Source organism: Bradyrhizobium sp. P5_C12 (assembly GCF_054049735.1).
Window position 1 is genome coordinate 134895 of sequence record NZ_JBFULU010000012.1, and the last position, 21989, is coordinate 156883.

General features: G+C 65.1%; 22 protein-coding genes and 1 other RNA gene. 10 read left to right on the forward strand and 13 right to left on the reverse strand.

Annotation, left to right across the window (positions count from 1 at the left end; genetic code table 11):
- Positions 1-66 precede the first annotated feature (66 nt).
- The 4 genes from ACXJMY_RS13945 to ACXJMY_RS13960 form a co-directional block, all read right to left on the reverse strand.
- Positions 67-1581 (reverse strand): tripartite tricarboxylate transporter permease, encoded by a 1515-nt coding sequence (locus ACXJMY_RS13945; RefSeq protein WP_456619910.1) that lies wholly within the window; start codon positions 1579-1581, stop codon positions 67-69.
- A 7-nt stretch (positions 1582-1588) separates the two neighbouring features.
- Positions 1589-2350, reverse strand: a complete 762-nt coding sequence (locus tag ACXJMY_RS13950; protein ID WP_456619911.1) for a tripartite tricarboxylate transporter TctB family protein — start codon at positions 2348-2350, stop codon at positions 1589-1591.
- A gap of 95 nt (positions 2351-2445) precedes the next feature.
- Positions 2446-2976: a chromate transporter gene (locus ACXJMY_RS13955; protein ID WP_456619912.1), complete on the reverse strand. Its 531-nt coding sequence runs from the start codon at positions 2974-2976 to the stop codon at positions 2446-2448.
- A complete protein-coding gene (locus ACXJMY_RS13960; protein WP_456619913.1) occupies positions 2973-3578 on the reverse strand; it encodes a chromate transporter in 606 nt (201 codons plus the stop codon). Before ACXJMY_RS13960 ends, ACXJMY_RS13955 begins: the two co-directional genes overlap by 4 nt.
- 84 nt (positions 3579-3662) lie before the next feature.
- On the opposite strand from ACXJMY_RS13960, the gene ssrA reads away from it, so the two are divergent.
- The 7 genes from ssrA (at position 3663) to feoB (ending at position 9251) form a co-directional block, all read left to right on the forward strand.
- Positions 3663-4062, forward strand: a transfer-messenger RNA (tmRNA) gene (ssrA, locus tag ACXJMY_RS13965).
- Between the two features lie 117 nt (positions 4063-4179).
- Positions 4180-4701, forward strand: a complete 522-nt coding sequence (locus tag ACXJMY_RS13970; RefSeq protein WP_456619914.1) for an SspB family protein — start codon at positions 4180-4182, stop codon at positions 4699-4701.
- 89 nt (positions 4702-4790) lie between these two features.
- A complete protein-coding gene (gene fumC / locus ACXJMY_RS13975; RefSeq protein ID WP_456619915.1) occupies positions 4791-6236 on the forward strand; it encodes a class II fumarate hydratase in 1446 nt (481 codons plus the stop codon).
- 276 nt (positions 6237-6512) lie between these two features.
- The gene (locus tag ACXJMY_RS13980) at positions 6513-6701 is read left to right on the forward strand and encodes a DUF4169 family protein (protein ID WP_456619916.1); all 189 of its coding nucleotides are present in this window, start codon (positions 6513-6515) and stop codon (positions 6699-6701) included.
- A complete protein-coding gene (locus ACXJMY_RS13985; protein WP_456619917.1) occupies positions 6698-6952 on the forward strand; it encodes a ribbon-helix-helix domain-containing protein in 255 nt (84 codons plus the stop codon). Before ACXJMY_RS13980 ends, ACXJMY_RS13985 begins: the two co-directional genes overlap by 4 nt.
- Positions 6953-7067: 115 nt before the next feature.
- Positions 7068-7343, forward strand: a complete 276-nt coding sequence (locus ACXJMY_RS13990) for a FeoA family protein (RefSeq protein WP_456619918.1) — start codon at positions 7068-7070, stop codon at positions 7341-7343.
- A 36-nt stretch (positions 7344-7379) separates the two neighbouring features.
- Complete coding sequence (feoB, locus tag ACXJMY_RS13995; RefSeq protein WP_456619919.1) at positions 7380-9251, forward strand: ferrous iron transporter B; 1872 nt, start codon at positions 7380-7382, stop codon at positions 9249-9251.
- Positions 9252-9563: 312 nt separating this feature from the next.
- Here the strand turns inward: feoB and ACXJMY_RS14000 are convergent, their stop codons facing one another.
- Together ACXJMY_RS14000 and ACXJMY_RS14005 are read right to left on the reverse strand one after the other, a co-directional pair.
- The gene (locus ACXJMY_RS14000) at positions 9564-10319 is read right to left on the reverse strand and encodes an outer membrane protein (protein WP_456619920.1); all 756 of its coding nucleotides are present in this window, start codon (positions 10317-10319) and stop codon (positions 9564-9566) included.
- A 176-nt stretch (positions 10320-10495) separates the two neighbouring features.
- Positions 10496-10759: a hypothetical protein gene (locus ACXJMY_RS14005; protein WP_456619943.1), complete on the reverse strand. Its 264-nt coding sequence runs from the start codon at positions 10757-10759 to the stop codon at positions 10496-10498.
- 175 nt (positions 10760-10934) lie between these two features.
- On the opposite strand from ACXJMY_RS14005, the gene ACXJMY_RS14010 reads away from it, so the two are divergent.
- Positions 10935-11432: a GNAT family N-acetyltransferase gene (locus tag ACXJMY_RS14010; protein WP_456619921.1), complete on the forward strand. Its 498-nt coding sequence runs from the start codon at positions 10935-10937 to the stop codon at positions 11430-11432.
- Positions 11433-11447: 15 nt separating this feature from the next.
- Here ACXJMY_RS14010 and ACXJMY_RS14015 read toward each other — a convergent pair whose 3' ends face one another.
- The 3 genes from ACXJMY_RS14015 to ACXJMY_RS14025 form a co-directional block, all read right to left on the reverse strand.
- Positions 11448-11933 carry a YkgB family protein gene (locus ACXJMY_RS14015; RefSeq protein WP_456619922.1) on the reverse strand — a complete coding sequence of 162 codons (486 nt, stop codon included), beginning with the start codon at positions 11931-11933 and terminating at the stop codon, positions 11448-11450.
- A gap of 172 nt (positions 11934-12105) precedes the next feature.
- On the reverse strand, positions 12106-12534 hold the full coding sequence (locus tag ACXJMY_RS14020; protein ID WP_456619923.1) for a universal stress protein: 429 nt from the start codon (positions 12532-12534) through the stop codon (positions 12106-12108).
- Between the two features lie 180 nt (positions 12535-12714).
- Positions 12715-13404, reverse strand: coding sequence for a TetR/AcrR family transcriptional regulator (locus ACXJMY_RS14025; RefSeq protein WP_456619924.1), 690 nt, complete (start codon positions 13402-13404; stop codon positions 12715-12717).
- Positions 13405-13440: 36 nt separating this feature from the next.
- Between ACXJMY_RS14025 and ACXJMY_RS14030 the strand changes: the two genes are divergently transcribed.
- Positions 13441-14178, forward strand: a complete 738-nt coding sequence (locus ACXJMY_RS14030) for a 3-oxoacyl-ACP reductase family protein (protein WP_456619925.1) — start codon at positions 13441-13443, stop codon at positions 14176-14178.
- A 176-nt stretch (positions 14179-14354) separates the two neighbouring features.
- Here ACXJMY_RS14030 and ACXJMY_RS14035 read toward each other — a convergent pair whose 3' ends face one another.
- From ACXJMY_RS14035 to ACXJMY_RS14050, 4 genes are all read right to left on the reverse strand, one after another.
- The gene (locus tag ACXJMY_RS14035; RefSeq protein ID WP_456619926.1) at positions 14355-14606 is read right to left on the reverse strand and encodes a hypothetical protein; all 252 of its coding nucleotides are present in this window, start codon (positions 14604-14606) and stop codon (positions 14355-14357) included.
- A gap of 51 nt (positions 14607-14657) precedes the next feature.
- Complete coding sequence (locus tag ACXJMY_RS14040) at positions 14658-15782, reverse strand: DUF2336 domain-containing protein (protein ID WP_456619927.1); 1125 nt, start codon at positions 15780-15782, stop codon at positions 14658-14660.
- A gap of 402 nt (positions 15783-16184) precedes the next feature.
- Positions 16185-19823, reverse strand: coding sequence for an AsmA family protein (locus tag ACXJMY_RS14045; protein ID WP_456619928.1), 3639 nt, complete (start codon positions 19821-19823; stop codon positions 16185-16187).
- A gap of 141 nt (positions 19824-19964) precedes the next feature.
- Entirely contained in the window at positions 19965-21197 is a 1233-nt protein-coding gene (locus tag ACXJMY_RS14050; RefSeq protein WP_456619929.1) for a cytochrome P450, read from the reverse strand.
- A 128-nt stretch (positions 21198-21325) separates the two neighbouring features.
- On the opposite strand from ACXJMY_RS14050, the gene ACXJMY_RS14055 reads away from it, so the two are divergent.
- Entirely contained in the window at positions 21326-21937 is a 612-nt protein-coding gene (locus tag ACXJMY_RS14055) for a TetR/AcrR family transcriptional regulator (RefSeq protein ID WP_456619930.1), read from the forward strand.
- Positions 21938-21989: the final 52 nt, after the last annotated feature.

Sequence of the window (21989 nt, forward strand, 5' to 3'; positions counted from 1 at the left end):
CACGAAGCTGTCACACGAGTCGATTCGACTTCCGAATGCGGCGCGCCGACGCAGGGCGCGTGGCGATCAGTTCTCGGATTCGGTGAACACCTCGTCGCGCTTGGCGCGCAACGCGGGCAGCACCGTGAGGATCAAGAGCCCCGCCGCGATCGCCAGCAGCACGGCCGACAACGGACGCGTCAGGAACACGCTCCAGTCGCCGCGCGAGATCAAGAGCGCACGGCGCAGGTTTTCTTCCATCAGCGGTCCCAGCACCATGCCGAGCAGCAGCGGCGCCGGCTCGAAATCGTGCTTGATCAGCCAGTAGCCGACCAGGCCGAACACGCCGGCGAGGATGACATCGACCGGTGCGTTGTTCACCGAATAGATGCCGATCGCGCAGAAGATCACGATCGAGGGGAACATCAGCCGGTAAGGCACGCGCAACAGCCGCACCCAGATTCCGACCAGCGGCAGGTTGATGATGATCAGCATCAGATTGCCGATCCACATCGAGGCGATCATGCCCCAGACGAGATCCGGCTGCTTCTGCATCACCTGCGGGCCCGGGACGATGCCGTGAATGGTCATCGCGCCCACCATCAGCGCCATCACCGCGTTCGGCGGGATGCCGAGCGTCAGCAGCGGGATGAAGGAGGTCTGCGCCGCCGCGTTGTTGGCGCTTTCCGGCGCCGCCACGCCCTCGATCGCGCCGCGACCGAACCGCGACGGGTTCTTGGCGATCTTCTTCTCGAGCGTGTAGGCCGCGAACGACGCGATCACCGCGCCGCCGCCCGGCAGGATGCCGAGGATCGAGCCGAGCACGGTGCCGCGCAGGATCGCGGGCGCCGAGTCGACCAGGTCCTTCCTGGTCGGCATCAAGCCGGTGATCTTCTGCTGCACGAGATCGCGGTTCATCTCGGCGCCGGCGTCGAGATTGCGGATGATCTCGGCAAAGCCGAACACGCCCATCGCCACCGTTGCAAAGCCGAGACCGTCGGCAAGCTCGGGAATGTTGAACGCCATGCGCGAAGCGCCGGTCTCGATGTCCGAGCCGACAATCGACAGCAACAGGCCGAACACGATCATCGCGATTGCCTTCAGCACCGAGCCCTTGGCCAGCACCACCGCGAAGATCAGGCCGAGCACCATCAGCGAGAAATACTCGGCCGGACCGAACGCCAGCGCGAGCTTGGTCAGCGGCGCGCCGAGCACGGCGATCAGAACGGTCGCGACGCAGCCGGCGAAGAACGAGCCGATCGCCGCGATCGCCAGCGCCGGGCCGGCGCGGCCCTGCTTCGCCATCTGGTGGCCGTCGATGGCGGTGACGACCGACGTCGCCTCACCGGGTATGTTGACCAGGATCGAGGTGGTCGAACCGCCATACTGGGCGCCGTAATAGATGCCGGCGAGCATGATCAGGGCGCCGACCGGCGGCAGGCCAAACGTGATCGGCAGCAGCATTGCCACCGTCGCGATGGTGCCGATGCCCGGGAGAACACCGACCAACGTGCCGACGAGGGCACCGATCAGGCACATCAGAAGATTGATCGGAGAGAGCGCAACGGCAAAACCGTGAGCGAGGTTGGCAAAGATATCCATCACACCCTCACTGAACCAGGAAACGCGGGAACATCGGCATCGGCAGCCCGAGCACATAGGGGAACAGAACCGCGCAGCCGAGCGTCAGGCAGGCGCCGACGATGGCGGCCTCCAGCCAGCGCGTTTCGTGAGATCCCGCCGCCGCAATCATGAAGCTCACGAACGCCGAGACCACGAGGCCGAGCGGCCGGATCGCCAGCGCAAAGAACACGATCGAGACCATCACGAACAGCGGCCCGCGCCAGGAATAATGGGCGAGCGCCGGCCCCTCGGCCAACAGTCCCGTCAAGGCGATGCCGGCGGACAGGGCAACCAGAAGTCCGCCGAACATCCGGGGCGCGGTCCCGGCGCCGAAGGAGAAGCCGCGCATGCCCTGCAAATCGCTCGAGGCCCACAGCGCGAACAGAGCGACCGCCATCAGCACGATGCCGCCGATGTAATCCTGTGCCGATTTGATCGTCATGAACAGCGTAAGGATCGCCACCGCAAACAGCGGGTAGGAGTAGATCAGCGCCAGCAGCACGTCGGATGACGCCTTCTTGGTGTCACCGCCGACCGATCCGATCAACGCACCGGGAGCGCCTGCGAGCAGCGCGGTAGCGTGGCTGATCAGGACGGTGGCGGGGCCGCGTCCGGTACCCCAGCCAAAGATCGTCCCGATCGACCAGATGAATTCGAAAATCTGCGGCGCAATGGCCAGCAGACAAAAGCCGATCGCCACCGAGGTGTTTCGGGTGGCTGTCGCTGAGTGGCCCATCGTATCGGCCATGCCTGTCTCCTCCGCGACCGGTAAGTCACGAGCACTGTTGTTCTAATCGGCTGGAAAATCGATCCCCCGCCCGGATCACTGCCTAGCGATTTTCATCACACAATGCCAGCAAAACCAAACAGGCCTCCGGCGAGCAGGAGCCATAGTGGATTGATCCGCGACAGGGTCGCAATGATCGCAACCGCCCCGGTTAAGAGCAAAGCAATAACGGTACGATCGGTCGACTGGGCCAGGATCAAGGCGCTTGCCGCCATCAATCCGATCGAGAGCGGAACCAGTGCAGCCTGAATCAGGCCGGGCCAGCGCGATTGGCTCGGCCGGTTCAGGAGCCGGCTGACATAATAGGCAAGCAGGGCCGTCGGCAGGCACATCGCCAGCGTCGCCGCCAGCGCCCCGGGAATTCCGGCAACGGCATAGCCGATTAACGTGACGATAAGGACGTTTGGACCTGGCGAGAGCTGCGCGATCGCATAGGCATCGGCGAACTGCTTGTCGGTCATCCAGTGATGCACGTCGACCGCGATGCGATGCATCTCGGGCACCGCCGCCGCGGCGCCGCCGACCGCGAACAGCGACATCAGACCAAAGGTGGAGATCAACGCCCAGATCGGGCTGTCGCTGGTCATGCTGCTACTTTCCGTCGCAGGAGGAAGGTCACGGCGACGCTGAGGGGAATCGCGACCAGCAGCACGGCCTGGAGCGGCAGGCGAAGCACGCCGATGGTGGTGAACACGCCGAGCATCAGGATGAGCGCGACGGCCTCCATCCGCTTCAACAGCGGCGCCATCATGCGGAAGACCACTGCGATCAAGAGGCCGACCGCGGCGCAGGAGATGCCCGCCAGGCTGCGGCGCAGCACGTCGACATCACCGAAATGGGCGTAGATCGCCGCGAGCACGGTCATGATCAGCGTCGGTGGCAGCAGCAGCCCGGCAAAGGCGGCAACGCCGCCCGCGATCCCACGCAGCCGCGCGCCGAACACCATCGACAAATTGACGATGTTGGGGCCGGGCAGGAAATGGCAGAGCGCGAACGTCTCGTTGAATTCGTCCGCGGTCATCCAGCGGTGCTGCTCGACGATGGCCCGCCGGGCAAACACCAACACCCCGCCGAAACCGGCCAGCGACATCCGGGCGAAGGCCAGGAACAGCGCAGGCAGGCTGGGCGGGAGGCCTTGCGCGGCGGTTGGATCCGGCTCTTGGACGGCCGGTGCTGAGTCCTGGGACATGCCCGAAGCCTAGAACGCGGGCTGCGCCCCGGCCAAGCCCATCCGGAACCTATCCAAAGGGAACAGCGCCGAAGCCGCTTGAATCCCCTGTCATTTGAAACCTTTGCCCCCTATATTGGGGGTGCCGGTTCGCCGGCTATGGAAATAAATGGTCGTCGTAATAAACCATTCGGACCCGGGGGCGGTACCCGGCGCCTCCACCAAAGCCCACCGGATCGCGGGCTCTGACCCGCGAAACAAAGGGGCTTCAGCCTGCCGAAAGGCGGGCTTTGGCGGGGGCGAAATAGGATCGACGAGGGCGTAAAGGGCGTGCTTTTTCCCGGTATTGTTCCGCCGTTATCGGGCTACTGCAATAGTTGCCAACGACAACTTTGCTCCGGTTGCTCAGGCTGCGTAACGCAGTTTGAAAGACCATCTTAAAGTCCTAACGGGTTAAGCTCCGTTAGGCGGGGTTCGGAGGCACCTGGCAACAGAAGCCTCCACTTACATCTTATTATTTCCTTCTCGGCGGGGACTCCTGCTGACCCGTCAGGCGCGGTACTATTGTGGCTTGGCGAGTCGGGCCGGCAGGGCCCGCCTCCTGGAATGCAACAGGACCACCATGGCGACCGATCATATCCGATACGATGTGCTGGCCCGCGACGCGCTGCGCGGCGTGCTGCGCAAGGTGCTGACCGATGCCGCATCCCATGGATTGCCGGGCGAGCATCATTTCTTCATCACCTTCGTATCGAAGGCCGAGGGCGTGAAGCTGTCGTCGCGGCTGCTCGCGCAATATCCGGAAGAGATGACGATCATCCTTCAGCACCAGTTCTGGGATCTGACCGTGCTCGAGGACCGGTTCGAGGTCGGCCTGTCGTTCGGCGGCATTCCGGAGCGGCTGATCGTGCCGTTCAGCGCCATCAAGAGCTTCCTCGATCCGTCCGTGAAATTCGGCCTCCAGTTCGACACCTCCGACGTCGCCGAGGTGGCACCCGAGACGTTGCCTGCGGCTCCTGCGCCAACGGCCGTCGCGGTGCCTGCTGCCCCCGCCGCCGAGACCGCGGAAGGCACGGAGGAGCCGGCAGCCCCGAACCAGGGCGGCGCCGAAGTCGTGCGGCTCGATCGTTTCCGCAAGAAATGATCTAGGTTGGGCCCGCGACCATAGCGCCCGGCCAAACTGCCTATATAGATGAGCCTATCAAGTGGCCGCGCGGCATTTCGCGCGGCGGAATGGATGTGCTCATGGCCAAGACTGCCCGCTCGAAGACCACCACCCCCTCGCGACGCCCCTCCTCCCGCATCGAGACCGACAGCTTCGGTCCGATCGAGGTCCCCGCCGATCGCTATTGGGGGGCGCAGACCGAGCGCTCGCGCCAGAATTTTCGCATCGGCATCGACCGCATGCCGATTGCGCTGGTGCATGCGCTGGGCATCGTCAAGCTCGCGGCCGCACAGTCCAATCGCGAGCTCGGCCTGCTCGACCAGCGCCGCGCCAATGCGATCATCCGCGCCGCGCGCGAGGTGATCGAGGGCAAGCTCGACGACCATTTCCCGCTTGTGGTGTGGCAGACCGGCTCGGGCACGCAGACCAACATGAACCTCAACGAGGTGATCGCCAACCGCGCCAATGAGCTGCTCGGCGGCGAGCTCGGCGCCAAGAAGCCGGTGCACCCCAACGATCACGTCAACATGAGCCAGTCGTCCAACGACTCGTTCCCGACCGCGATGCACATTGCGGCCGCAAGCCGCATCACCGCCGATCTCGTCCCGGCCCTCGGCGAATTGCTCCGTGCACTGCGCAAGAAGGAGAGGGAGTTCGCCAGGATCGTCAAGATCGGCCGCACCCACACCCAGGACGCGACGCCGCTGACGCTCGGCCAGGAATTTTCCGGCTATGCCGCGCAGGTCGAGAGCGGCATCGCCCGGCTCAAGGTCGCGGTGAAAGAGCTCCATCCGCTGGCGCAGGGCGGCACCGCCGTCGGCACCGGCCTCAACTCCAAGCCGCGCTTCGCAAGACTGTTCGCAAAGCACGTGGCCGGGATCACCAAACTGCCCTTCACCAGCGCCGCCAACAAATTCGAGGCGCTGGCCTCCAACGATGCCTATGTGCTGGCGCACGGCGCCATCAATTCGGTGGCGACGGGGCTGTTCAAGATCGCCAACGACATCCGCCTGCTCGGATCGGGCCCGCGCTCGGGCCTGGGCGAACTGATCCTGCCGGAGAACGAGCCGGGCTCCTCGATCATGCCGGGCAAGGTCAATCCGACGCAGTGCGAGGCGATGACCATGGTGTGCTGCCAGGTGTTCGGCAATCACACCGCGATCACGGTCGCCGGCAGCCAGGGCCATTTCGAGCTCAACGTCTACAAGCCCGTGCTCGCCTACAATATGCTACACTCGATCCGCCTGATGGCCGACGCGGCGCGCTCCTTCACCGAACATTGCGTCAGCGGCATCCGTGCCGACGAAAAGCGGATCAAGGAGCTGATGCAGCGCTCGCTGATGCTGGTGACGGCCCTCGCACCGAAGATCGGCTACGACAACGCGGCCAAGGTGGCCAAGACCGCGCACGCTAACGGCACGACGCTGAAGGAAGAAGCGCTGCGGCTCGGCTTCGTCTCGGCGGACGAGTTCGACCGTCTGGTGCAGCCGGAGAAGATGACTAAACCGGGGTAATTCCGAATTCCGATAGTCATCCGTAATGATACGGAGCCCTGAAGCTCAAAATTGTAGGGCTTAAAGGACGGGATTTGATTACCGTCAATGTCGCGGCGGGCATGCGTGCTACGCGGCCATTATGCCCTTGGCGGGGCGAAATTCATCGTTTGATGGCCCGAGAGGCCGATTGACGAGGACGAGCGAATGGCGATCAAGTCTTGTAGGGCGCATCGCGGCGCCCTGTTTCTGAAGGTTTCATCCTGCCCACAGAGGATCGGATGATGGAGACGCGGCATGGGGAAAGTCATCAACCTGAATCGCGTCAGGAAGCGCGCCGAGCGGGAAGCCTCGGCGAAGCAGGCGGACGTCAACCGGGCGAAGTTCGGCCGCACGAAGGCGGAGCGGTCGGCGGAGGAGACGCGCGCGGAGCAGGCGAAGGAGCACCTGGACCAGCACCGGATCGATCGCGAGGAGCAGCCATGAAGTCGCCCGTCGTGAAACGATCGATCGTGGTCGCCGGCCACAAGACCAGCGTCAGCCTGGAAGAGGCGTTCTGGAACGGCATGAAGGAGATTTCGGGCCTTCGCAACATGACGCTGTCAGAGCTCGTCGGGGAGATCGACGGCAACCGCCAGCAGGGCAACCTGTCCTCGGCGATCCGCCTGTTCGTCCTGGACTACTTCAAGAGCCGTGCGATGGCCGTTCCGCCGGAGCAGAAGGTCGCGGCCCAGTAAGCCGCGAGGGCGCTTTCCCGACGCTTTCGGCCTCTGCACTTTAAAATCACTCTAAGGTGCAGTTTCGGCCGACCAGCACGCTTGACCTCAATGCCCTGCGTTGAAAATACAGGGCATGACCGACATCCATGATACGCGTCCGCAGATGCCGCTGGGCCTGGCCCAGCGCGGCTACACCGGCGTCATTCAGCACCTCTCCGCCAGGGACGCGGGCTCGGCGCTCTCGGACCTCGAGCTCGAGAGCCGCCTGCTCGAACTCGGCTTCGTCGAGGGCGCCCGGGTCGAGGTCCTGCACGAGGGGCTGGTCGGGCGCGACCCTATCGCCGTGCGCGTCGACAACATCACCATCGCGGTGCGCCGTCGCGAAGCCATGGCCATCATCGTCGCCTAGATAGCGACCGGACCCCAATTCCAGGCGTTTGATCACATGGAAGCACCCCTGCTGCATCTCGCCCTGGTGGGCACGCCAAACAGCGGCAAGACCTCGCTGTTCAATGCCCTGACCGGCAGCCGGCAGAAGGTCGCGAACTATCCGGGCGTCACCGTCGAGCGCAAGGAAGGCTTCTTCGTCACGCCCCAAGGGCGCCAGGTCTCGGTGGTCGACCTGCCCGGCACCTATTCGCTGCGCGGCCGCAGCCCGGACGAGGAGATCACCCGCGATTTCGTGCTCGGCAAGGCCTCCGGCGAGACCGTGCCCGACCTCGTGCTGTGCGTGGCCGACGCGACCAATCTGCGGCTGACCATCCGCCTGCTGCTCGAGCTGAAGCGCACCGGCCGGCCGATGATCCTCGTGCTCAACATGTTCGACATCGCCACCCGCCGCGGCATCACTGTCGACGCCGAGCGGCTCGCCAAGGAGCTCGGCGTGCCCGTCGTCACCTCGATCGCGGTGCGCAAGGGCGGCACCGCCGACCTCCTGACGCTGACCGACGAGATCGCGGCCAAGCTCGCATCCGAGCCCCAGGAGAACAGCTGGCGCGCGCTCAGCGTCGCCGAATTGCGCGCCACCCAGCGCGAGGCCGACCGCATCATCGCCGACTGCGTCAGCCTGCCGAGCCGGCCCGACACCTGGACCGCGCGGATCGACGCCGTGGTGCTGCATCCCGTCGGCGGCCTCATCGTGCTGGCGGCTATCCTGTTCGTGATGTTCCAGGCGGTGTTCGCCTGGGCGCAGCCGCTGATGGACCTGCTCAAATCAGGCTTCGACGTGCTCGGCGAACTCGTACACGACACCCTGCCCGCCGGCCTGCTGCAGAGTTTTCTGCAGAACGGCGTGATCTCCGGCGTCGGCAGCGTCATCGTGTTCCTGCCGCAGATCATCCTCATCTTCCTGTTCATCCTGCTGCTGGAAGATTTCGGCTACATGGCGCGCGCCGCGTTCCTGATGGACCGCATCATGGGCGGCGCCGGCCTGCACGGCCGCGCCTTCATTCCGCTGCTGTCGAGCTTTGCCTGCGCCATTCCCGGCATCATGGCGACGCGGGTGATCGACAACAAGCGCGACCGGCTGACCACGATCCTGATCGCGCCGCTGATGACCTGCTCGGCGCGCATTCCGGTCTATACGCTGATCATCTCCGCCTTCATTCCGGCCAGGGACGTCTGGGGCTTCATCAACCTCCAGGGCCTCGTGATGTTCGGCCTCTACGTCGCCGGCATCACCAGCGCGCTGCTGGTCTCGTTCCTGATCAAGTTCTTCATGCTGCGCGACTACGCGCCGGCGCCGTTCATGCTGGAGCTGCCCGACTACAAGATGCCGCGGCTGAAATCGATCGCGATCGGCGTCTACACGCGGGCAAAAATGTTTTTGCACCGCGCCGGCACCACGATCTTCTCGATGATGGTGCTGATCTGGTTCCTGGCCTCGTTCCCGCAGCCGCCTGCAGGCGCCACCGAACCCGCCATCAACTTCAGCCTGGCAGCGATCATCGGCAAGGCGCTCGAGCCCCTGCTCGCCCCCGTCGGCTTCAACTGGCAGATCGCGGTGGCGCTGATCCCCGGCATGGCGGCGCGCGAGGTCGCGGTCGCAGCGCTCGGCACCGTCTATGCGATCGAAGGCGGCAAGGAGGCGGCCGAGCAGATCGGCCAGGTGCTGGCGACGAAATGGTCGCTCGCCACCGCGCTGTCGATGCTGGCCTGGTACATCTTCGCCCCGCAATGCGCCTCGACGCTGGCCGTGATCCGGCGCGAGACCGGAAGCTGGAGATGGATGGCTGCGACCTTCGGCTACATGCTGGTGCTGGCCTATGCCGCGAGCCTCGTGACGTACAACGTCGCGGTGGCGTTAGGGGCGGGATAGAGCCCCCTCGAAACTAAAAAAGTTGCAAACAACCCCATGCACAGTAGACGGGGGTCGTGAAATCAATGGGTTACGAATTATCCGAATTCGCCTTGACCCGTCGGGCAAAACACCGGCATGATGGCATCATCGGGACAGCGTCCGCCAACGATTGATCGCGGCCCGCATCCTCGACAAGTCCGCACAATTCACCCGCGCCTGGCCTTGCGACATCGCAGGAATTGATGCCGGACCTCCATCGTTTTCTTCGGCTTCCCATGAAAAGGCCCCGGTCGATGCCGGGGCCTGAGTTCACCGGGAGGACACACACGCTCAATAGCGAGCAGCGACCGGAGCACCGAAACCACCGAAGCGGTAGTTCACCCGAAGCGTAACCATGTCCACATCCTGGCTGATCCCACTGCCGGTGAGCGTGAACCCGCCGGGCGTGACCACGCCTGCGAAGCCGAAATTGTCGCGTCCCATCCAGAGATGGTCGTACTCGATACCGACCGACCAGTTCGGCGCAAAACCATATTCCCAGCCGACACCCAGGGCGCCGCCCCAGCGCGTGTGACCTGCCGAAGCCAGCCCGACACCGGTGACGTTGTTGAATATATCGAATCGATTGCGGGTCACGGCGGCGCCGCCCTTCACGTAGAGCAGCGAAGCGTTCCATGCCCAACCGAGCTGGGCTGTGAACAGCCCAATGGCGTCGATTTTGCCCGTGGTCGAGATCAACGGATCGATCAGGCTGACGCGCGTGTTCTTGATCTCGGCCCAATCGCCCTGAGCTTCCAGACCAAGCACAAACTGATTGGTTTGCCAGCGGTACCCGATCTGTCCACCGGCAAGACCACCGGAGCGATCGGCGCAGCCACCTGCCAGCGTCCCAGCGGGCGTTACGAAGTCGGCGCAACCATGGCTTTGCCCCCAGCCACCGTTGGCGCCGATGTAGAATCCGCTCCAGTTGTAGATCGCCACCACTGGTGCCGGCGGCGGCGCCTTGACGGCCATGTCGGCCGCCATGGCCGGAGCCGCCATACTCAGTGCCACGAAGCCGATCGCAGCAGTCGAAAACTTCCTCATTGTCTCGTCCCCTTTTTTGCTCTTTCGTTCAATTCGCTGTTTCGTCCAAAAATGAGCACCCATGCCGACCAGGTGCATAAGGTTCGCGAATGTGAGGAACTTTACGCGGGCAGGAGTCTCGAAGCCCGTATCAAAATGGCAACACCCAAGCGCCATCTCTATGCACCGTAGCGTGCTTAATCGATGCTCGACGCTTCTGACGGTAGAGAGCCGCCGTCATCGTTGAGCCACGCATGGATATCTGGCGCCGGAATGAGCCGCCTCGGAACGTGAGGATTGATCGTACCTGCAAAAACAGAGAGGCCTTCATCGAGCTTTGCGCGCGCGAACAACTTGGCTTCATCCTCGGTCGCGAACGTCCGCGTCTCGCGCGGACTGCGCTGCCTCGGCAAAACGCCACGTTGTCGAATTTCAAAGCTGACGTACCAAGTCGGGATCATCGCACCTGTCAACCTGCGAGCCTCGAAGTCGGGTTGTGGCGCGATCGTCATCCGCGTATTTGATGCAGATCAAACCCCGCGCGTCACACCGGCGACCGGAAGGTCGAGTAGAACGTCGGCAGGACGGTATCGTCGGCGCAACAATCGATGCTCACTTCGAACGCGGCTAACCTCATTGGATCACTTCCGCACCAACAGACTGACCGCCGAGAAACTGCGCGACGATGATCTCGCCGACCTCGTCGCGCTCCATCTCGATGCCGAGGTGTCGCGCTATCTCGGCGGCGTGCGCTCGGCCGAGACAACGAAGATCTATCTTGCCGTCAACATGGCCCATTGGGACCAGCACGGCTTCGGGCTCTGGGCGCTGCGAACGACAGACGGCCAGTTCGCCGGACGGGCGGGCATCCGGCACATCCTCGTGGACGGCATCGACGAGATCGAGATCGCCTACACCTTCAAGCGCGAATTTTGGGGCAAGGGACTTGCGAGCGAGATCGCGACCGCGCTGACCGACATCGGGCTGTCACAGCTGAAATTGCCGTCCCTCATCGGTCTGGTCTTCGTCGGACACGGCGCGTCCCGCCGCGTGCTGGAGAAGTCGAATTACGTCCTAGAGAAGAGCACGACGCATCATGGCGAGGACGTCGTGATCTACCGCGCCCGGCTGTGAGAGGCGGCCTGACGCTCAGCTGGTGCGCAGCCGAGCAACCGATTGCGGCAACGACGCGAGAAACAACACGGCGCAAACACTGAGCAAGACGATATCCTTGAACAGGAATTCGCCGGTTAAATTCCACGCCATTGGATCGGATGAGAGGCTCCATTTGACCACCCCCGGCGTCGTGAAGAAGAACGACCATGTGATCGCGAAGGTCACCACGCCCATGAGCGAGCCGACGGCGGACAAGATTGGGCTGAACGCGCCAGCCGCGAGCAGCGCCGCAATCACGAATTCAGAAACACCGAGGAAATACGCCTCTCCCCTGAGGCCGAACACCGACAGCCAGGAGATGAACGGACTGTTGGTGATGAACTGGGCGATGCCCTGGGCGGATTGCAGCGTGAACTTCTGCATTCCGAACGACACGAATATGATCACCATGACCCAGCGGAGAATGGCGAGAGGACGATAAGAACCGCCGCCATTCTCCGCGACGTTGAATCCCTTCATGTGACGATGTCTCCCCGGAGTGCACATGCATCTGTTGGCGAACCAAACGTTCGCTACAGGCTGTACGGAGAGGAGCATCGGTCGTTACATTCGGAGCGAGTTCCGCTGATCACAGCTGCGTGCAATGCGCGTGTCCGTGGCGAGCGAGCACTCTGTCGCCAGATCCGCACATTCACTGACAGACCAGTACGGGGGTTTTCGCCTGCGCCAGCACCTTGTTTGTCACACTCCCGATGAGAAGCATGGAGAGTCCGCTGCGCCCATGGGATGACATGACGATGAGATCGCAACCTTTATTCTCGGCTGCTGCGATGATGGCTTGATGGGGTTGCCCGTTCTCCACTTGAATCGGTTCGCAGGAAACGCCGGCCTCCTTGGCCGCCTTTGCCGCGCGATCCAACGCGCTCGTGGCCTGTTCCTTGCGCAACTCGGCATATGTTGCGACTGCTTCACGGAACCGCCCTGTCATTTCTGAGAACGGCTCCACAACGAAGATGAGAGATACTTTGGCACCAAGGGATTTCGCCAACGCCAACCCATGCGCCACTCCATGCTCCGCCAGCTCCGACCCATCTGTCGGAATGAGAATATGCCGGTACATGCTTCACCTCCCGCCGGTCTGGACCTATCGCCGCCTTCCGAAGGTAAGCTGGGCCCGCGTTTCGGATTCGGCCTTGAGATAGATCAAACTTTCGGCCCAACACGCCGTGACCCGGATGCCGGCATTGGCGCAAATCGGACGGGCCAAATCGGACGGGCGATGGCCCGTTGCGTCGTCGCTCTATGGGCGAGAAGGCGCCGGGACTGACGCAGGACTCCTGTCGCCCGGCCACGCGGCCATCGCCGCCCTGGCTGCGCCTCTCAACTCCTCGGGCGAGGCGCCGTCCTTGGCCTGGATGGCCATTCCCTGGAAGACGCCGAGGTAGAACCGGCTCAGGGCATCGATGTCCGTCGCAGCGGGCAGCTCGCCATTGGCGACCGCCCCTTCGATCCGAGCGCGCAGATTGGCGAGCATGTCGAGGCGGACCTTTTTGATGGCGCGGGCGATTGTCGCCGGCCATTCGTCGCTGACGGCGCCCAGCACGGCCATGCAGCCGGCCGGCGCCGTCCGGGATTTCGGCAGGGTCTCGGCCGCCGCGACCAGCAGATTTTCAATCCCGGCACGCGCGGTTGCGCCTTCCGCGAGCCTGTCCCACACCGGTTGCCCATGGGTCAGGACGTAGTGCTCGATCGCCGCAAGATAGAGCGCCTCCTTGCTGTCGAAGGCCGCATAGAGACTCGGCGAGCGGACGCCCATGGCGTCACAAAGGTCGTGCATCGAGGCCGCCTCGAAACCCTTGCGCCAAAACAGGAACATGGCGGCTTCGAGTGCCGCCTCGCGGTCAAATTCCCGTGGCCGTCCCGCCATCGCATCCCTTTCTGTAGTGATCAACACATAATCCCCTTGACGCGACCGATCAAGGCGCCACATATTTTGTGTCGATCGTTACAGAATTGGAGAGATCAGATGACGCTGGCAGGAAAACGGGCCCTGGTGACGGGCGCAAGCAGGGGTATTGGTGCAGCCATTGCGAAAGCACTGGCGACGGAAGGCGCGGACGTTGCGATCACTTATGAGAAGTCCGCAGACAGCGCCGCGAAGGTGGTTGACGCCATCAAGGCGACGGGGCGCAAAGCCGTGGCGATCCAGGCCGATAGCGCCGATGTCGCCGCCGTCCAGGCCTCGGTCGACAAGGCCGTCGCTGCGCTGGGCGGGCTCGATATCCTCGTCAACAACGCCGGAATTCTGCGCTTGGGCGGCCTCAACGACATCTCGCTTGGGGATATCGACGCACTCCTGAACGTCAACGTCCGTTCCCCGATGGTCGCGAGCAAGGCCGCGCTGCGCCACCTCGGCAAGGGCGGCCGCATCATCACCATCGGCAGCTATTTCGCCGACCGCGTGCCCTCGCCGGTGCTCGGCGTCTACGCGGCGTCGAAGTCGGCGCTTGCCGCGTTCACGAAGGCCTTGGCACGGGAGCTCGGCCCCCGGGACGTCACGGTCAATCTGGTGCAGCCGGGCTCGATCGACACCGACATGAATCCTGCGAGCGGCCCGACCGCGGAGACGTTGAAGCAGTTCATGGCACTCGGCCGCTATGGCGCAACGGATGACATAGCAAGCGCGGTTGCGTTCCTGGCGAGCGCGAAGGCCAAATACATCACGGGCTCGACATTGACGGTCGACGGCGGCGCGAACGCTTAGCGCGTTTTCGAGCCGGGATGCTGTCAGCACTCAATGGAGCAACTGAAGGAGCAATGACGGTGCCCTAGACTCCGTCATTGCGAGCGTAGCCCGGATGGAGCCCAGCGTAATCCGGGTCTTCTTGCGCGGACACGGCTGTCCCGGATTGCGCTGCGCTCCATCCGGGCTACGGAACCCTACCTGAAATACCCCAGCACGAGATCGAGATCCGAGCTGCCCGCGACCGTGCCGTTCAGCTCGGCGTCGATGACGCGGCGGCAGGCTTCGATCGCGGCGTGGTCGCCGAGATCGTTGGCGGCTTCCAGCACGAGCCAGGCGGCGTCGACCGAGGCCTTGTCCGGAGTGCCGCCGCCGAGATCGGCGGTGACGGCCTTGTCGAGGTTCTTGTTCGGATTCTTGCGAACTGCGGTGCCGAATTGAGGCAACATTGCAAATACTCCCCTGCCAATTCCCGGATGATGCTCAGTGGACCTTGATGCTCAGTGGACCTGGAGCTCGGGCTGACGACCCTGGGCGGGGTCGGCGCCAGCGCTGTTCTTGCGCGACTGGTAGAACTTCAAAATGCTGCGCGACGTCTCGATCTTGAGCCGGCCGAAATCGCGCTCATTGTCGTGGAGCTCGCGCGCCGTGATCAGATGATCCTTGGCGCCGAGGAACAGCAGCGACATGGTCGTATCCCAGGAGAAGTCGAGCGCCTTGCACAGCACCAGGATCATCTCGCGGTTGCGGTCCATCAACGCGCGCTCGATCACGTCGACCGGCAGCGCCGACAGCAGCGACAGGCCGATCTGCACCTCGTCGAAGCGATGCTGGCGGGCATAGTTCGAGATCGAATCCTGGTTGAGGTTGCCCTGCCGGTACTGCGTCGTCACCACGCGCTTGGCGACGAAATAGCTGCGCGAGGACGGACCGAACTTGGATTGCAGATCGCCGGTGACCTCGGTCACCGAGCTCTGGATCTGCGCCATCATCTCCGGCCGCTCGGTCTCGAGCCGGCGGCGGACGTCCTCCGACGCCTTCGAGATGAGCTGCTGGAAGATGTGGCGCGGCACGTCCTTGCGCAGGCCGAGCTGCTCGGCAAGGATCGAATCGCCCTCGGCGCGCCGGACCATGTGCAACAGGCCCGACCCCGAGAAGCGCGCGCCCTCGTTCCTGGCCACGGAGGTCACGACCTCCTGGTCACCACGCTTGACCAGCACGTCGGTGACGGCCTCGCCGATCGACTGGCGCTGGGAAATCGCGAGCAGATGCGCCTGTCCCTTGGTCAGGGCGCTCTCGACCAGCATCTTCTCGTCGATCCGCGTGGAGTCGCGCAGCACGGGACCGGCGACCTCGATCTCGTCGTCGAGCGCGAGCTTTGCAATGACGTTGAGCGGGGCGTGATCGCAGGCCGACATCAGCTCGGAGAGCTGCGTCCGCGCTGCGACCTCGATCTCGTCGGCAAGACGGCCGATGACCTCGCCGAACATGCTGATCTCGTCGTCGCTATAGCGGCCGGTGATCAGAATGTCGGTCGCATGCCACAACGCCTTCGCCCGGCTCTCGTCGGTGCCGCGCGCGATCGCGTCGTCCAGATCCTGTAGAAGCGATGTTGCCCCGTTCATGTCGATCACCCCAGTTCTTGGTAGTTCTTTGGCGAGCCGTCCCGCCGCTCGTGGCGCGACGCCGGATTCCTCTGGAACCGACACTAGGGATCAAACGCGAGAATCCGGTAAAGTCGGCAGATCAGTTTTGCCGACTAAAACTCATTAAAATGCGCGGGAATGTGTTCACCGGCAGGCAAGGGGGAAGGTGCGCTCCCTCTCCCGCTTGCGAGAGAGGGTTGGGGTGAGGGTGTCTCCGCAGAGAGACTCCCCCAGAGGAGAGAGCCCTCACCCGCACCTTCGGAATAGCCGAGGCTTCGCCTCGGCGTTCTTCGATGACGGCCGCCGAAGGCGGCCTATCCTCTCCCGCAAGCGGGAGAGGTTGACCGAGCCCGCCGCCCGACCTCTCCAAACTAACGTCGCCTAAGGATTCGACGGCGTCAGCACCAGCGGCGGCTTCGGCTTGGGTCTTGGCGGCGGCGGTCCGGGCGCCGGCCTCACCTCGATCGGCGGCGGCAGCGGCGCCGCCTGGCTTGCGAGCGGCGGGCTCGGTGCGGCGGGAGCGGCCTGCGGCGCCTTCGGCATCGGCGCGGCCTTAGGCTCACCCCTGGGCTCAACCCTGGGCTTCGGCGGCGGCGCGCGGCGCGGATCGCGGCCGGGCACCGGCACGTCGGTCAGCGACGGCTCCGGATCGGGCGAGACCAGCGTCGGCAGCGCCGCGGTGGCCGGTGGCGGCTCACCGCGCTCGATGGCATCGAGCCGGCGCGTTTCGCGATCGATGGTGCGCACCGCAAGCCATGAGGACAGCGGCGCGAGATCGAGGGTGCGGTTCAGCCGGTCCGGCGGGCCAGCCGCGAACAACTGGATCTCCGGCGGGGCGCCGGACAGCCCGGTCATGATCGGCGTCAGGCTGGCGCGGATGTCGGCCTGGTCGGCGGGAATGTCGTAGCCGCCGGAGACGATGGCGCGGGCGTTCTTCGCCTCGAGCGGGGTGGCGCCGACGCGCAGCCGGCCATCGCGGATCGTGAACGGGATCTGCGCCGAGGCGACCGCAATGGGAGCTGCCGACAGCGCGGGCTCGACCAGCTGCCGCAGCCGGTTGTCGTCGGCGACCTGGCCGCCGTCGCTGGCGCGGATGGCGATCTCGAAGGCGCGGGGATTGAGGCCGGCGATCTCGGCGGCGTCGAGCGTCACCGTGCCATTGCCGGCGAGCGCGCCGGTCAAGGCAGCGAGGCTGCGGCCCTGGCTCGTCAGCGCCATCTGCACCGAGGCGCGCCCCTTCGGCAGCGCGAGATCGCGGTAGCGCAGCGCCGCCGCATCGACATTGCTGAGCTCGATACGCGCGTTCAGCGCGAGGCCGCCCGCGCCATTCCGCGCATCGAGGCTCGCCGACATCTCGCCGCCGCCGAGGCCGCCCTTCAGCGCGTCGAGCGCGAGCGACTGGCCGTCGGTCCTGATGGTGCCGCCCACGGGGCGCAGCTCTATCCCGCCCGGCAGGCTCCCGCGCAGGGCCTGGAATGCGATCCGGCCGCGCCAGCCACCGATGAGCCCCGCGCCCAGCGGCTCGGCTGCGTCGCGTCCCGCCGCGCCGAGGGCGATCGCCAGCGCGGGCGCGAGATCGAGCGCGTCGAGGCCGACCTCGCCGTCGATGCTCTTCTCCTGATCGAGCGTCACCGCCAGATGGCCGCGCAAATGCGAGCCGGCCGCGCTGCCGTCGAGATCGTCGAAGGTGAGGCGATTGCCGGACAGGCCCACGCGCGAGGACAGGTTGACGTTCCGAGCCGACTTGTCGGCAGGCCCGGCGCCGAACAGCGGCGCCAGATTGGCGTTGCGCACGCGCAAATTCACGCTGGCCTTCGGCTCCGGCGCGGACAATTCGACGCTGCCCTGCGCATCCGCGTCCAGCCCGCCGCCGCTGAGCTTCGCGTTCAATTGCAGCGGCCGGCGCCACGCGCCGCTTAACCGGCCTTCGAACTGCGAGGCGCCCTCGCCTGCGGCCACCAATCGATCGAGGCCGAGCAGCGCCAGCAGCGCGCCGGCCTGCGGCGTCGACAATTTCGAGTCCAGCGTGAAGTCGCTGTTGCGCAAGCGGTCGATGTCGATGCCGGTGACGGCCACGAGCGGCGTCTGCGCGGCCAGCGTCGCGGTGGCCTTGAGCTGCGGTGCGTCGAGATCGAGCACGGCGCGGGCGTCGCTGCGATCGGCATGCTCGGCGTTCCTGTCGAGGCTCAGATCGAGCTTCACGCGCGTTGCGCCGGGCAGCGCCGGGAGCGCATCGAACCGGGCGCGGACCGAAGGCGCAAACGGCTCGATCAGCGCGGTGAGCTCGCGCAGCGAATTGGCCGACGATTTCAGCGCGAGCCGCCCGGTGGCCTTGGCGCGGTCGAAGCTGCCGCTCGCCTCCGTCGTCGCGCCGCTCGCCTGACCGAAGCGCAACTGCTCCAGCGACAGTGACGTCGGGCCGTAACCGAGCTTTGCCGCGAATGGCCGCAGCTCCTGGCCGGCGGAGGTCGCGCGGCCAATCTCGAGCGAAAGCTTTGCTTCCTCCGGCCATTCGCCCTGCGGTCCCGCAAGCGYGCGCGCAAAACTCGCGGCCGCATCGAGATCGAGGCGATCGGCCTTCAGCTCCGCGTCGATCCGCGAGCCCTTGCTCGCGCCGGTCTGTGCGAAATCGATCCGGCCCTCGACGGCGCCACCTTCGATATCGGCCTTCAGCTTCTCGATGGCGAAATGGTTTGCCGCGATCGTCACCTCGCCGGAAAGGCGCAGCGGCCTGGTGCTGCGGCGGTTGACCTCGCTTCGGCCCTGGAGCCAGGCCACCAGCGTATCGGGATCGGAGGATTCGACGCTGAGGCGGCCGCTGAAGCTGCTGGAGCCCGGCGCCGCGCCGTTGAGCGCGAGCTGCGTCATGCCGGGGGCGCGCAGGTCGAGACGCTGGAAGGTCCAGGATTTGCCGTCGGTCGTCAGCTCCGCCGTGATGTTCTGGAGCGGCCGTGCGCCCAGCATGATCTGGTCGGAGTTGAACTCGATCTGCGCCGGGATCGGCGCCTGCGGGATAGCCGCGAGACCCGCGCGCAGCGCCGGCAGGATGCGCAGCGGTGCGGCATCGCTCTTACCCGCGAGCTTGTCGGCGTCGACCTGGCGCGCCGACAGCACCGCGCGCAGCAGCGGCGAGGCGCCAAATTTGAGATCGCCGACGCCGCCGGCCTTCAGCGCATTGTCTTCCGTGCCGAAGCTGGCGTCGATCTGGTCGAATTTGGCGCCGGCCGGATCGGCCTTGAGCTTTGTCGTGAGCTTCCAGGGCGTCGGGCCCGCCTCGCCCGGCTTTTTGGCCGGCGGCACCGCCAGCGTCAGCGCACCCTCGAATTTCGGCAGGCGGTTGTCGAAAGCGAGCACGCCTTCGAGATCGGCGAGGATGGCGCGCTCGCCGGGATCGATATTGAGATGGAGGCGGGTGGCGCTGCCGTCGGCGCTCGGGCCGGAGGAGATGCGGAACGGATAGCGGATGCCGCCCGCGGTGAAATTGCCGTCGCCACGTACCGAGCCGGCGAGCGAGCGCACGTCGCCGGAGAAGGCGATGTCGTTCAGTTCCAGCGTCGAGCGGCTGGCGGCGTCATGCAGGGCGATGCGGCCGGTCAGGTTCAGCCGCTCGATGGCGAGCGAAGCGAGATTGAAGGTGCCGCTCGCGGTGGACGGCAGATCGACCCGTCCCCTGGCGTCGAGGCCGAGATCCACCGCCATGCCGTTGACCGTGAGCTCGGTGGCGCGCCACTCGCCGCGCATCAGCGAGCCCAGGCTGAACTCGACGTCGAGCTTGTCGGCACGCAGGCGGCCGAGATCGTTGTTGCCGCCGAAGGTGAGCGAGCGCAGCCGCAGCGTCGGCGCCGGCAACAGCCGCGCGTCGAGCTCGCCCGCGACCCGCACCGGCACGCCAATGATCCGGCTCGCCTCCGCCTCGAACTGGGGCCTGAACTGGTTCCAGTCGATGAAGTAAGGCCCGATCAGCGCGGCCAGCAGCGCTAAGATGAAGGCAATCGCCAATCCGAGCAGCGTCGTCTGCACGGGTCTCCCCTCGGCCAAACCGGCACCCGGGCCAAACCTTGACCGCAAAGGCTTCAGGCGCGCCGGAACAGTCCCTTATATAGGGGGAAGTGTGGCGAAGTCACAGCGACTGTTGCGCGCGGAGGTTAACGCCAAGCCGCCTCACCAGCTCGCCGGCAGCTGCTTCAGCCCGCGCAGCACGAAGGTCGGCCGCCATTCCGGGGTCTCGACGTCGTCGATGCGCAGATCCGGCAGCCGGCGCAGCAGCGTGGCGATGGCGATCTCGGCCTCGATACGGGCCAACTGGGCCCCCAGGCAGAAATGGATGCCGCCGCCGAACGACAGCGGCTTCACATTGGGCCGCGTGATGTCGAGCCGGTCGGGCCTGTCAGGATAGACCGCGGGATCGCGGTTGGCCGAGCCGAGCAGGCAAAGGACGGTCTCGCCCTTGGGGATGCTCTTGCCGCCGAGATCGTCGATATCCTCCAGCGTGACGCGGCCGGTCATCTGCACCGAGGAATCGTAGCGCAGGAATTCCTCGATCGCGCCCACCATCAGCTCCGGCCGCGCCTTGAGCAGCGCGAGCTGGTCCGGATTGCGGTGCAGGGCCAGCAGGCCGTTGCCGATCAGATTGACGGTGGTCTCGTGGCCGGCGCCGAACAGCAGGATGATGTTGGCGGTCAATTCCTCATTGGTGAGCTTGTTGCCGTCCTCCTCGGCCTGCACGAGCTGGGTGGTGAGGTCGTCGGCGGGATTGCGGCGGCGCAGTTCGAACAGCTGCTGGAAGTACATCTGCGCCATCATGTTGCCGGCGTTGCCCTTCGCGATCTCCTCGGGCGACAACGGCACGGGGTCGAGCAGCCGCCCGCCATCGCGCGAGCTCTTGTAGAACACCTCGCGGTGGTCCGCGGGGATGCCGAGCATGTCGCAGATGATGGTAATGGGCAGGCGGAAGGCGAAATCCTCGATCAGGTCCATGCGGCCGCGATCGATCACCGCATCGATGGCCTGGTCGACGATCTCCTGGATCCGCGGCCGCATGTCCTCGACGCGGCGGGCGGTGAAAGCCTTCACCACAAGGCCGCGCAGGCGGGTGTGGTCGGGCGGGTCGGATTGCAGCATCCAGTGGCTCATGCTGCGGAACACCGGCTCGTCCATGATGGCAGGGCTATAGCGGCGCTTGGAGCGCTCGACAAAGTCCTTGCCGAAGCGCTTGTCGCGCATCACGAGGCTGACATCGGCGTGGCGGCTGGCGACGAACTGGCCGAACGGCGTCACATGAATCGGATCGAGCGTGCGCAGCCGGTCGTAATGCGGATAGGGATTCCGGATGAAGTCCGGCGACAGCGGGTTGAACAACGGATCGCCGTTCGCAGGCTGCACTTGCTCGTTCATGGTGACCTCAAATCGGTTGCCGCATGACACGAATACGCCGGTCGTCCCAATGCCCGGCGTAACCATCCCTGGATTTATCAACTCGATACATTGTTGTATCGAGTTGCATTCTGCCCTAAACAGGACCGATGTCAAGGGTGAGAACCAGGCCGACCAGGGACGACACGCGCGACAGGCTGTTCGAGGCGGCGGCGCGCGTGTTCGAGGCGGACGGCATCGGCGGCGCCAGCATCGAGGCGATCGCGGCCGCGGCCGGCTTCAGCCGCGGGGCGTTCTATTCCAACTTCAAGAGCAAGGACGAGTTGATCATCGCCATGCTCGAGGACCATGTCGAGCAGTCGATCCGGCGCAACATGGACATCCTGGCGCAGCACGACAATCTCGACGATTTCATCGCCGCGCTGCGGACGATGGACCGCAGCCGGCAGGATCCGCTCGGCCGCTCGCCGCTGCTGCACATGGAGATGATCCTCTACGTCGCGCGCGCCGAGAAGCGCCGGCCCGAGCTCGCAAAACGCCTGCGCGCGCGGCGCAAGCTGATCGCCGACATCGTCGAGGCCACGCTGAAGAGCAACGCGAAGGGCGACACGCTGAACCCGCCATGGATGGCCTCGGTCGTGCTGGCGCTCGAGGACGGTTTTCGCCTGCACCGGCTGATCGATCCGGAGACGACGCCGGCCGACAGTTTCTTGCGCGCGATCACGGATTTGCGGCGCAGGACCGGATTGGCATCGCGCTGAAAGCGGCCGGAGCGTGTCCTCACATAAGCGGGATGTCCGCCTCCCAGCTCTG

What these genes read in the sequence shown, in the direction of transcription:
- ACXJMY_RS14050 (WP_456619929.1), bottom strand. Translation starts at nt 21,197, where the DNA reads ATGAACGAGCAAGTGCAGCCTGCGAACGGCGATCCGTTGTTCAACCCG.
- ACXJMY_RS13985 (WP_456619917.1), top strand. Translation starts at nt 6,698, where the DNA reads ATGAAGTCGCCCGTCGTGAAACGATCGATCGTGGTCGCCGGCCACAAG.
- fumC (WP_456619915.1), top strand. Translation starts at nt 4,791, where the DNA reads ATGGATGTGCTCATGGCCAAGACTGCCCGCTCGAAGACCACCACCCCC.
- ACXJMY_RS13980 (WP_456619916.1), top strand. Translation starts at nt 6,513, where the DNA reads ATGGGGAAAGTCATCAACCTGAATCGCGTCAGGAAGCGCGCCGAGCGG.
- ACXJMY_RS14040 (WP_456619927.1), bottom strand. Translation starts at nt 15,782, where the DNA reads ATGAACGGGGCAACATCGCTTCTACAGGATCTGGACGACGCGATCGCG.
- ACXJMY_RS14000 (WP_456619920.1), bottom strand. Translation starts at nt 10,319, where the DNA reads ATGAGGAAGTTTTCGACTGCTGCGATCGGCTTCGTGGCACTGAGTATG.
- ACXJMY_RS14005 (WP_456619943.1), bottom strand. Translation starts at nt 10,759, where the DNA reads ATGATCCCGACTTGGTACGTCAGCTTTGAAATTCGACAACGTGGCGTT.
- ACXJMY_RS14035 (WP_456619926.1), bottom strand. Translation starts at nt 14,606, where the DNA reads ATGTTGCCTCAATTCGGCACCGCAGTTCGCAAGAATCCGAACAAGAAC.
- ACXJMY_RS13960 (WP_456619913.1), bottom strand. Translation starts at nt 3,578, where the DNA reads ATGTCCCAGGACTCAGCACCGGCCGTCCAAGAGCCGGATCCAACCGCC.
- ACXJMY_RS13950 (WP_456619911.1), bottom strand. Translation starts at nt 2,350, where the DNA reads ATGGCCGATACGATGGGCCACTCAGCGACAGCCACCCGAAACACCTCG.
- ACXJMY_RS13945 (WP_456619910.1), bottom strand. Translation starts at nt 1,581, where the DNA reads ATGGATATCTTTGCCAACCTCGCTCACGGTTTTGCCGTTGCGCTCTCT.
- ACXJMY_RS14025 (WP_456619924.1), bottom strand. Translation starts at nt 13,404, where the DNA reads ATGTGGCGCCTTGATCGGTCGCGTCAAGGGGATTATGTGTTGATCACT.
- ACXJMY_RS14020 (WP_456619923.1), bottom strand. Translation starts at nt 12,534, where the DNA reads ATGTACCGGCATATTCTCATTCCGACAGATGGGTCGGAGCTGGCGGAG.
- ACXJMY_RS13970 (WP_456619914.1), top strand. Translation starts at nt 4,180, where the DNA reads ATGGCGACCGATCATATCCGATACGATGTGCTGGCCCGCGACGCGCTG.
- ACXJMY_RS14030 (WP_456619925.1), top strand. Translation starts at nt 13,441, where the DNA reads ATGACGCTGGCAGGAAAACGGGCCCTGGTGACGGGCGCAAGCAGGGGT.
- ACXJMY_RS14015 (WP_456619922.1), bottom strand. Translation starts at nt 11,933, where the DNA reads ATGAAGGGATTCAACGTCGCGGAGAATGGCGGCGGTTCTTATCGTCCT.
- ACXJMY_RS13990 (WP_456619918.1), top strand. Translation starts at nt 7,068, where the DNA reads ATGACCGACATCCATGATACGCGTCCGCAGATGCCGCTGGGCCTGGCC.
- ACXJMY_RS14055 (WP_456619930.1), top strand. Translation starts at nt 21,326, where the DNA reads ATGTCAAGGGTGAGAACCAGGCCGACCAGGGACGACACGCGCGACAGG.
- feoB (WP_456619919.1), top strand. Translation starts at nt 7,380, where the DNA reads ATGGAAGCACCCCTGCTGCATCTCGCCCTGGTGGGCACGCCAAACAGC.
- ACXJMY_RS13955 (WP_456619912.1), bottom strand. Translation starts at nt 2,976, where the DNA reads ATGACCAGCGACAGCCCGATCTGGGCGTTGATCTCCACCTTTGGTCTG.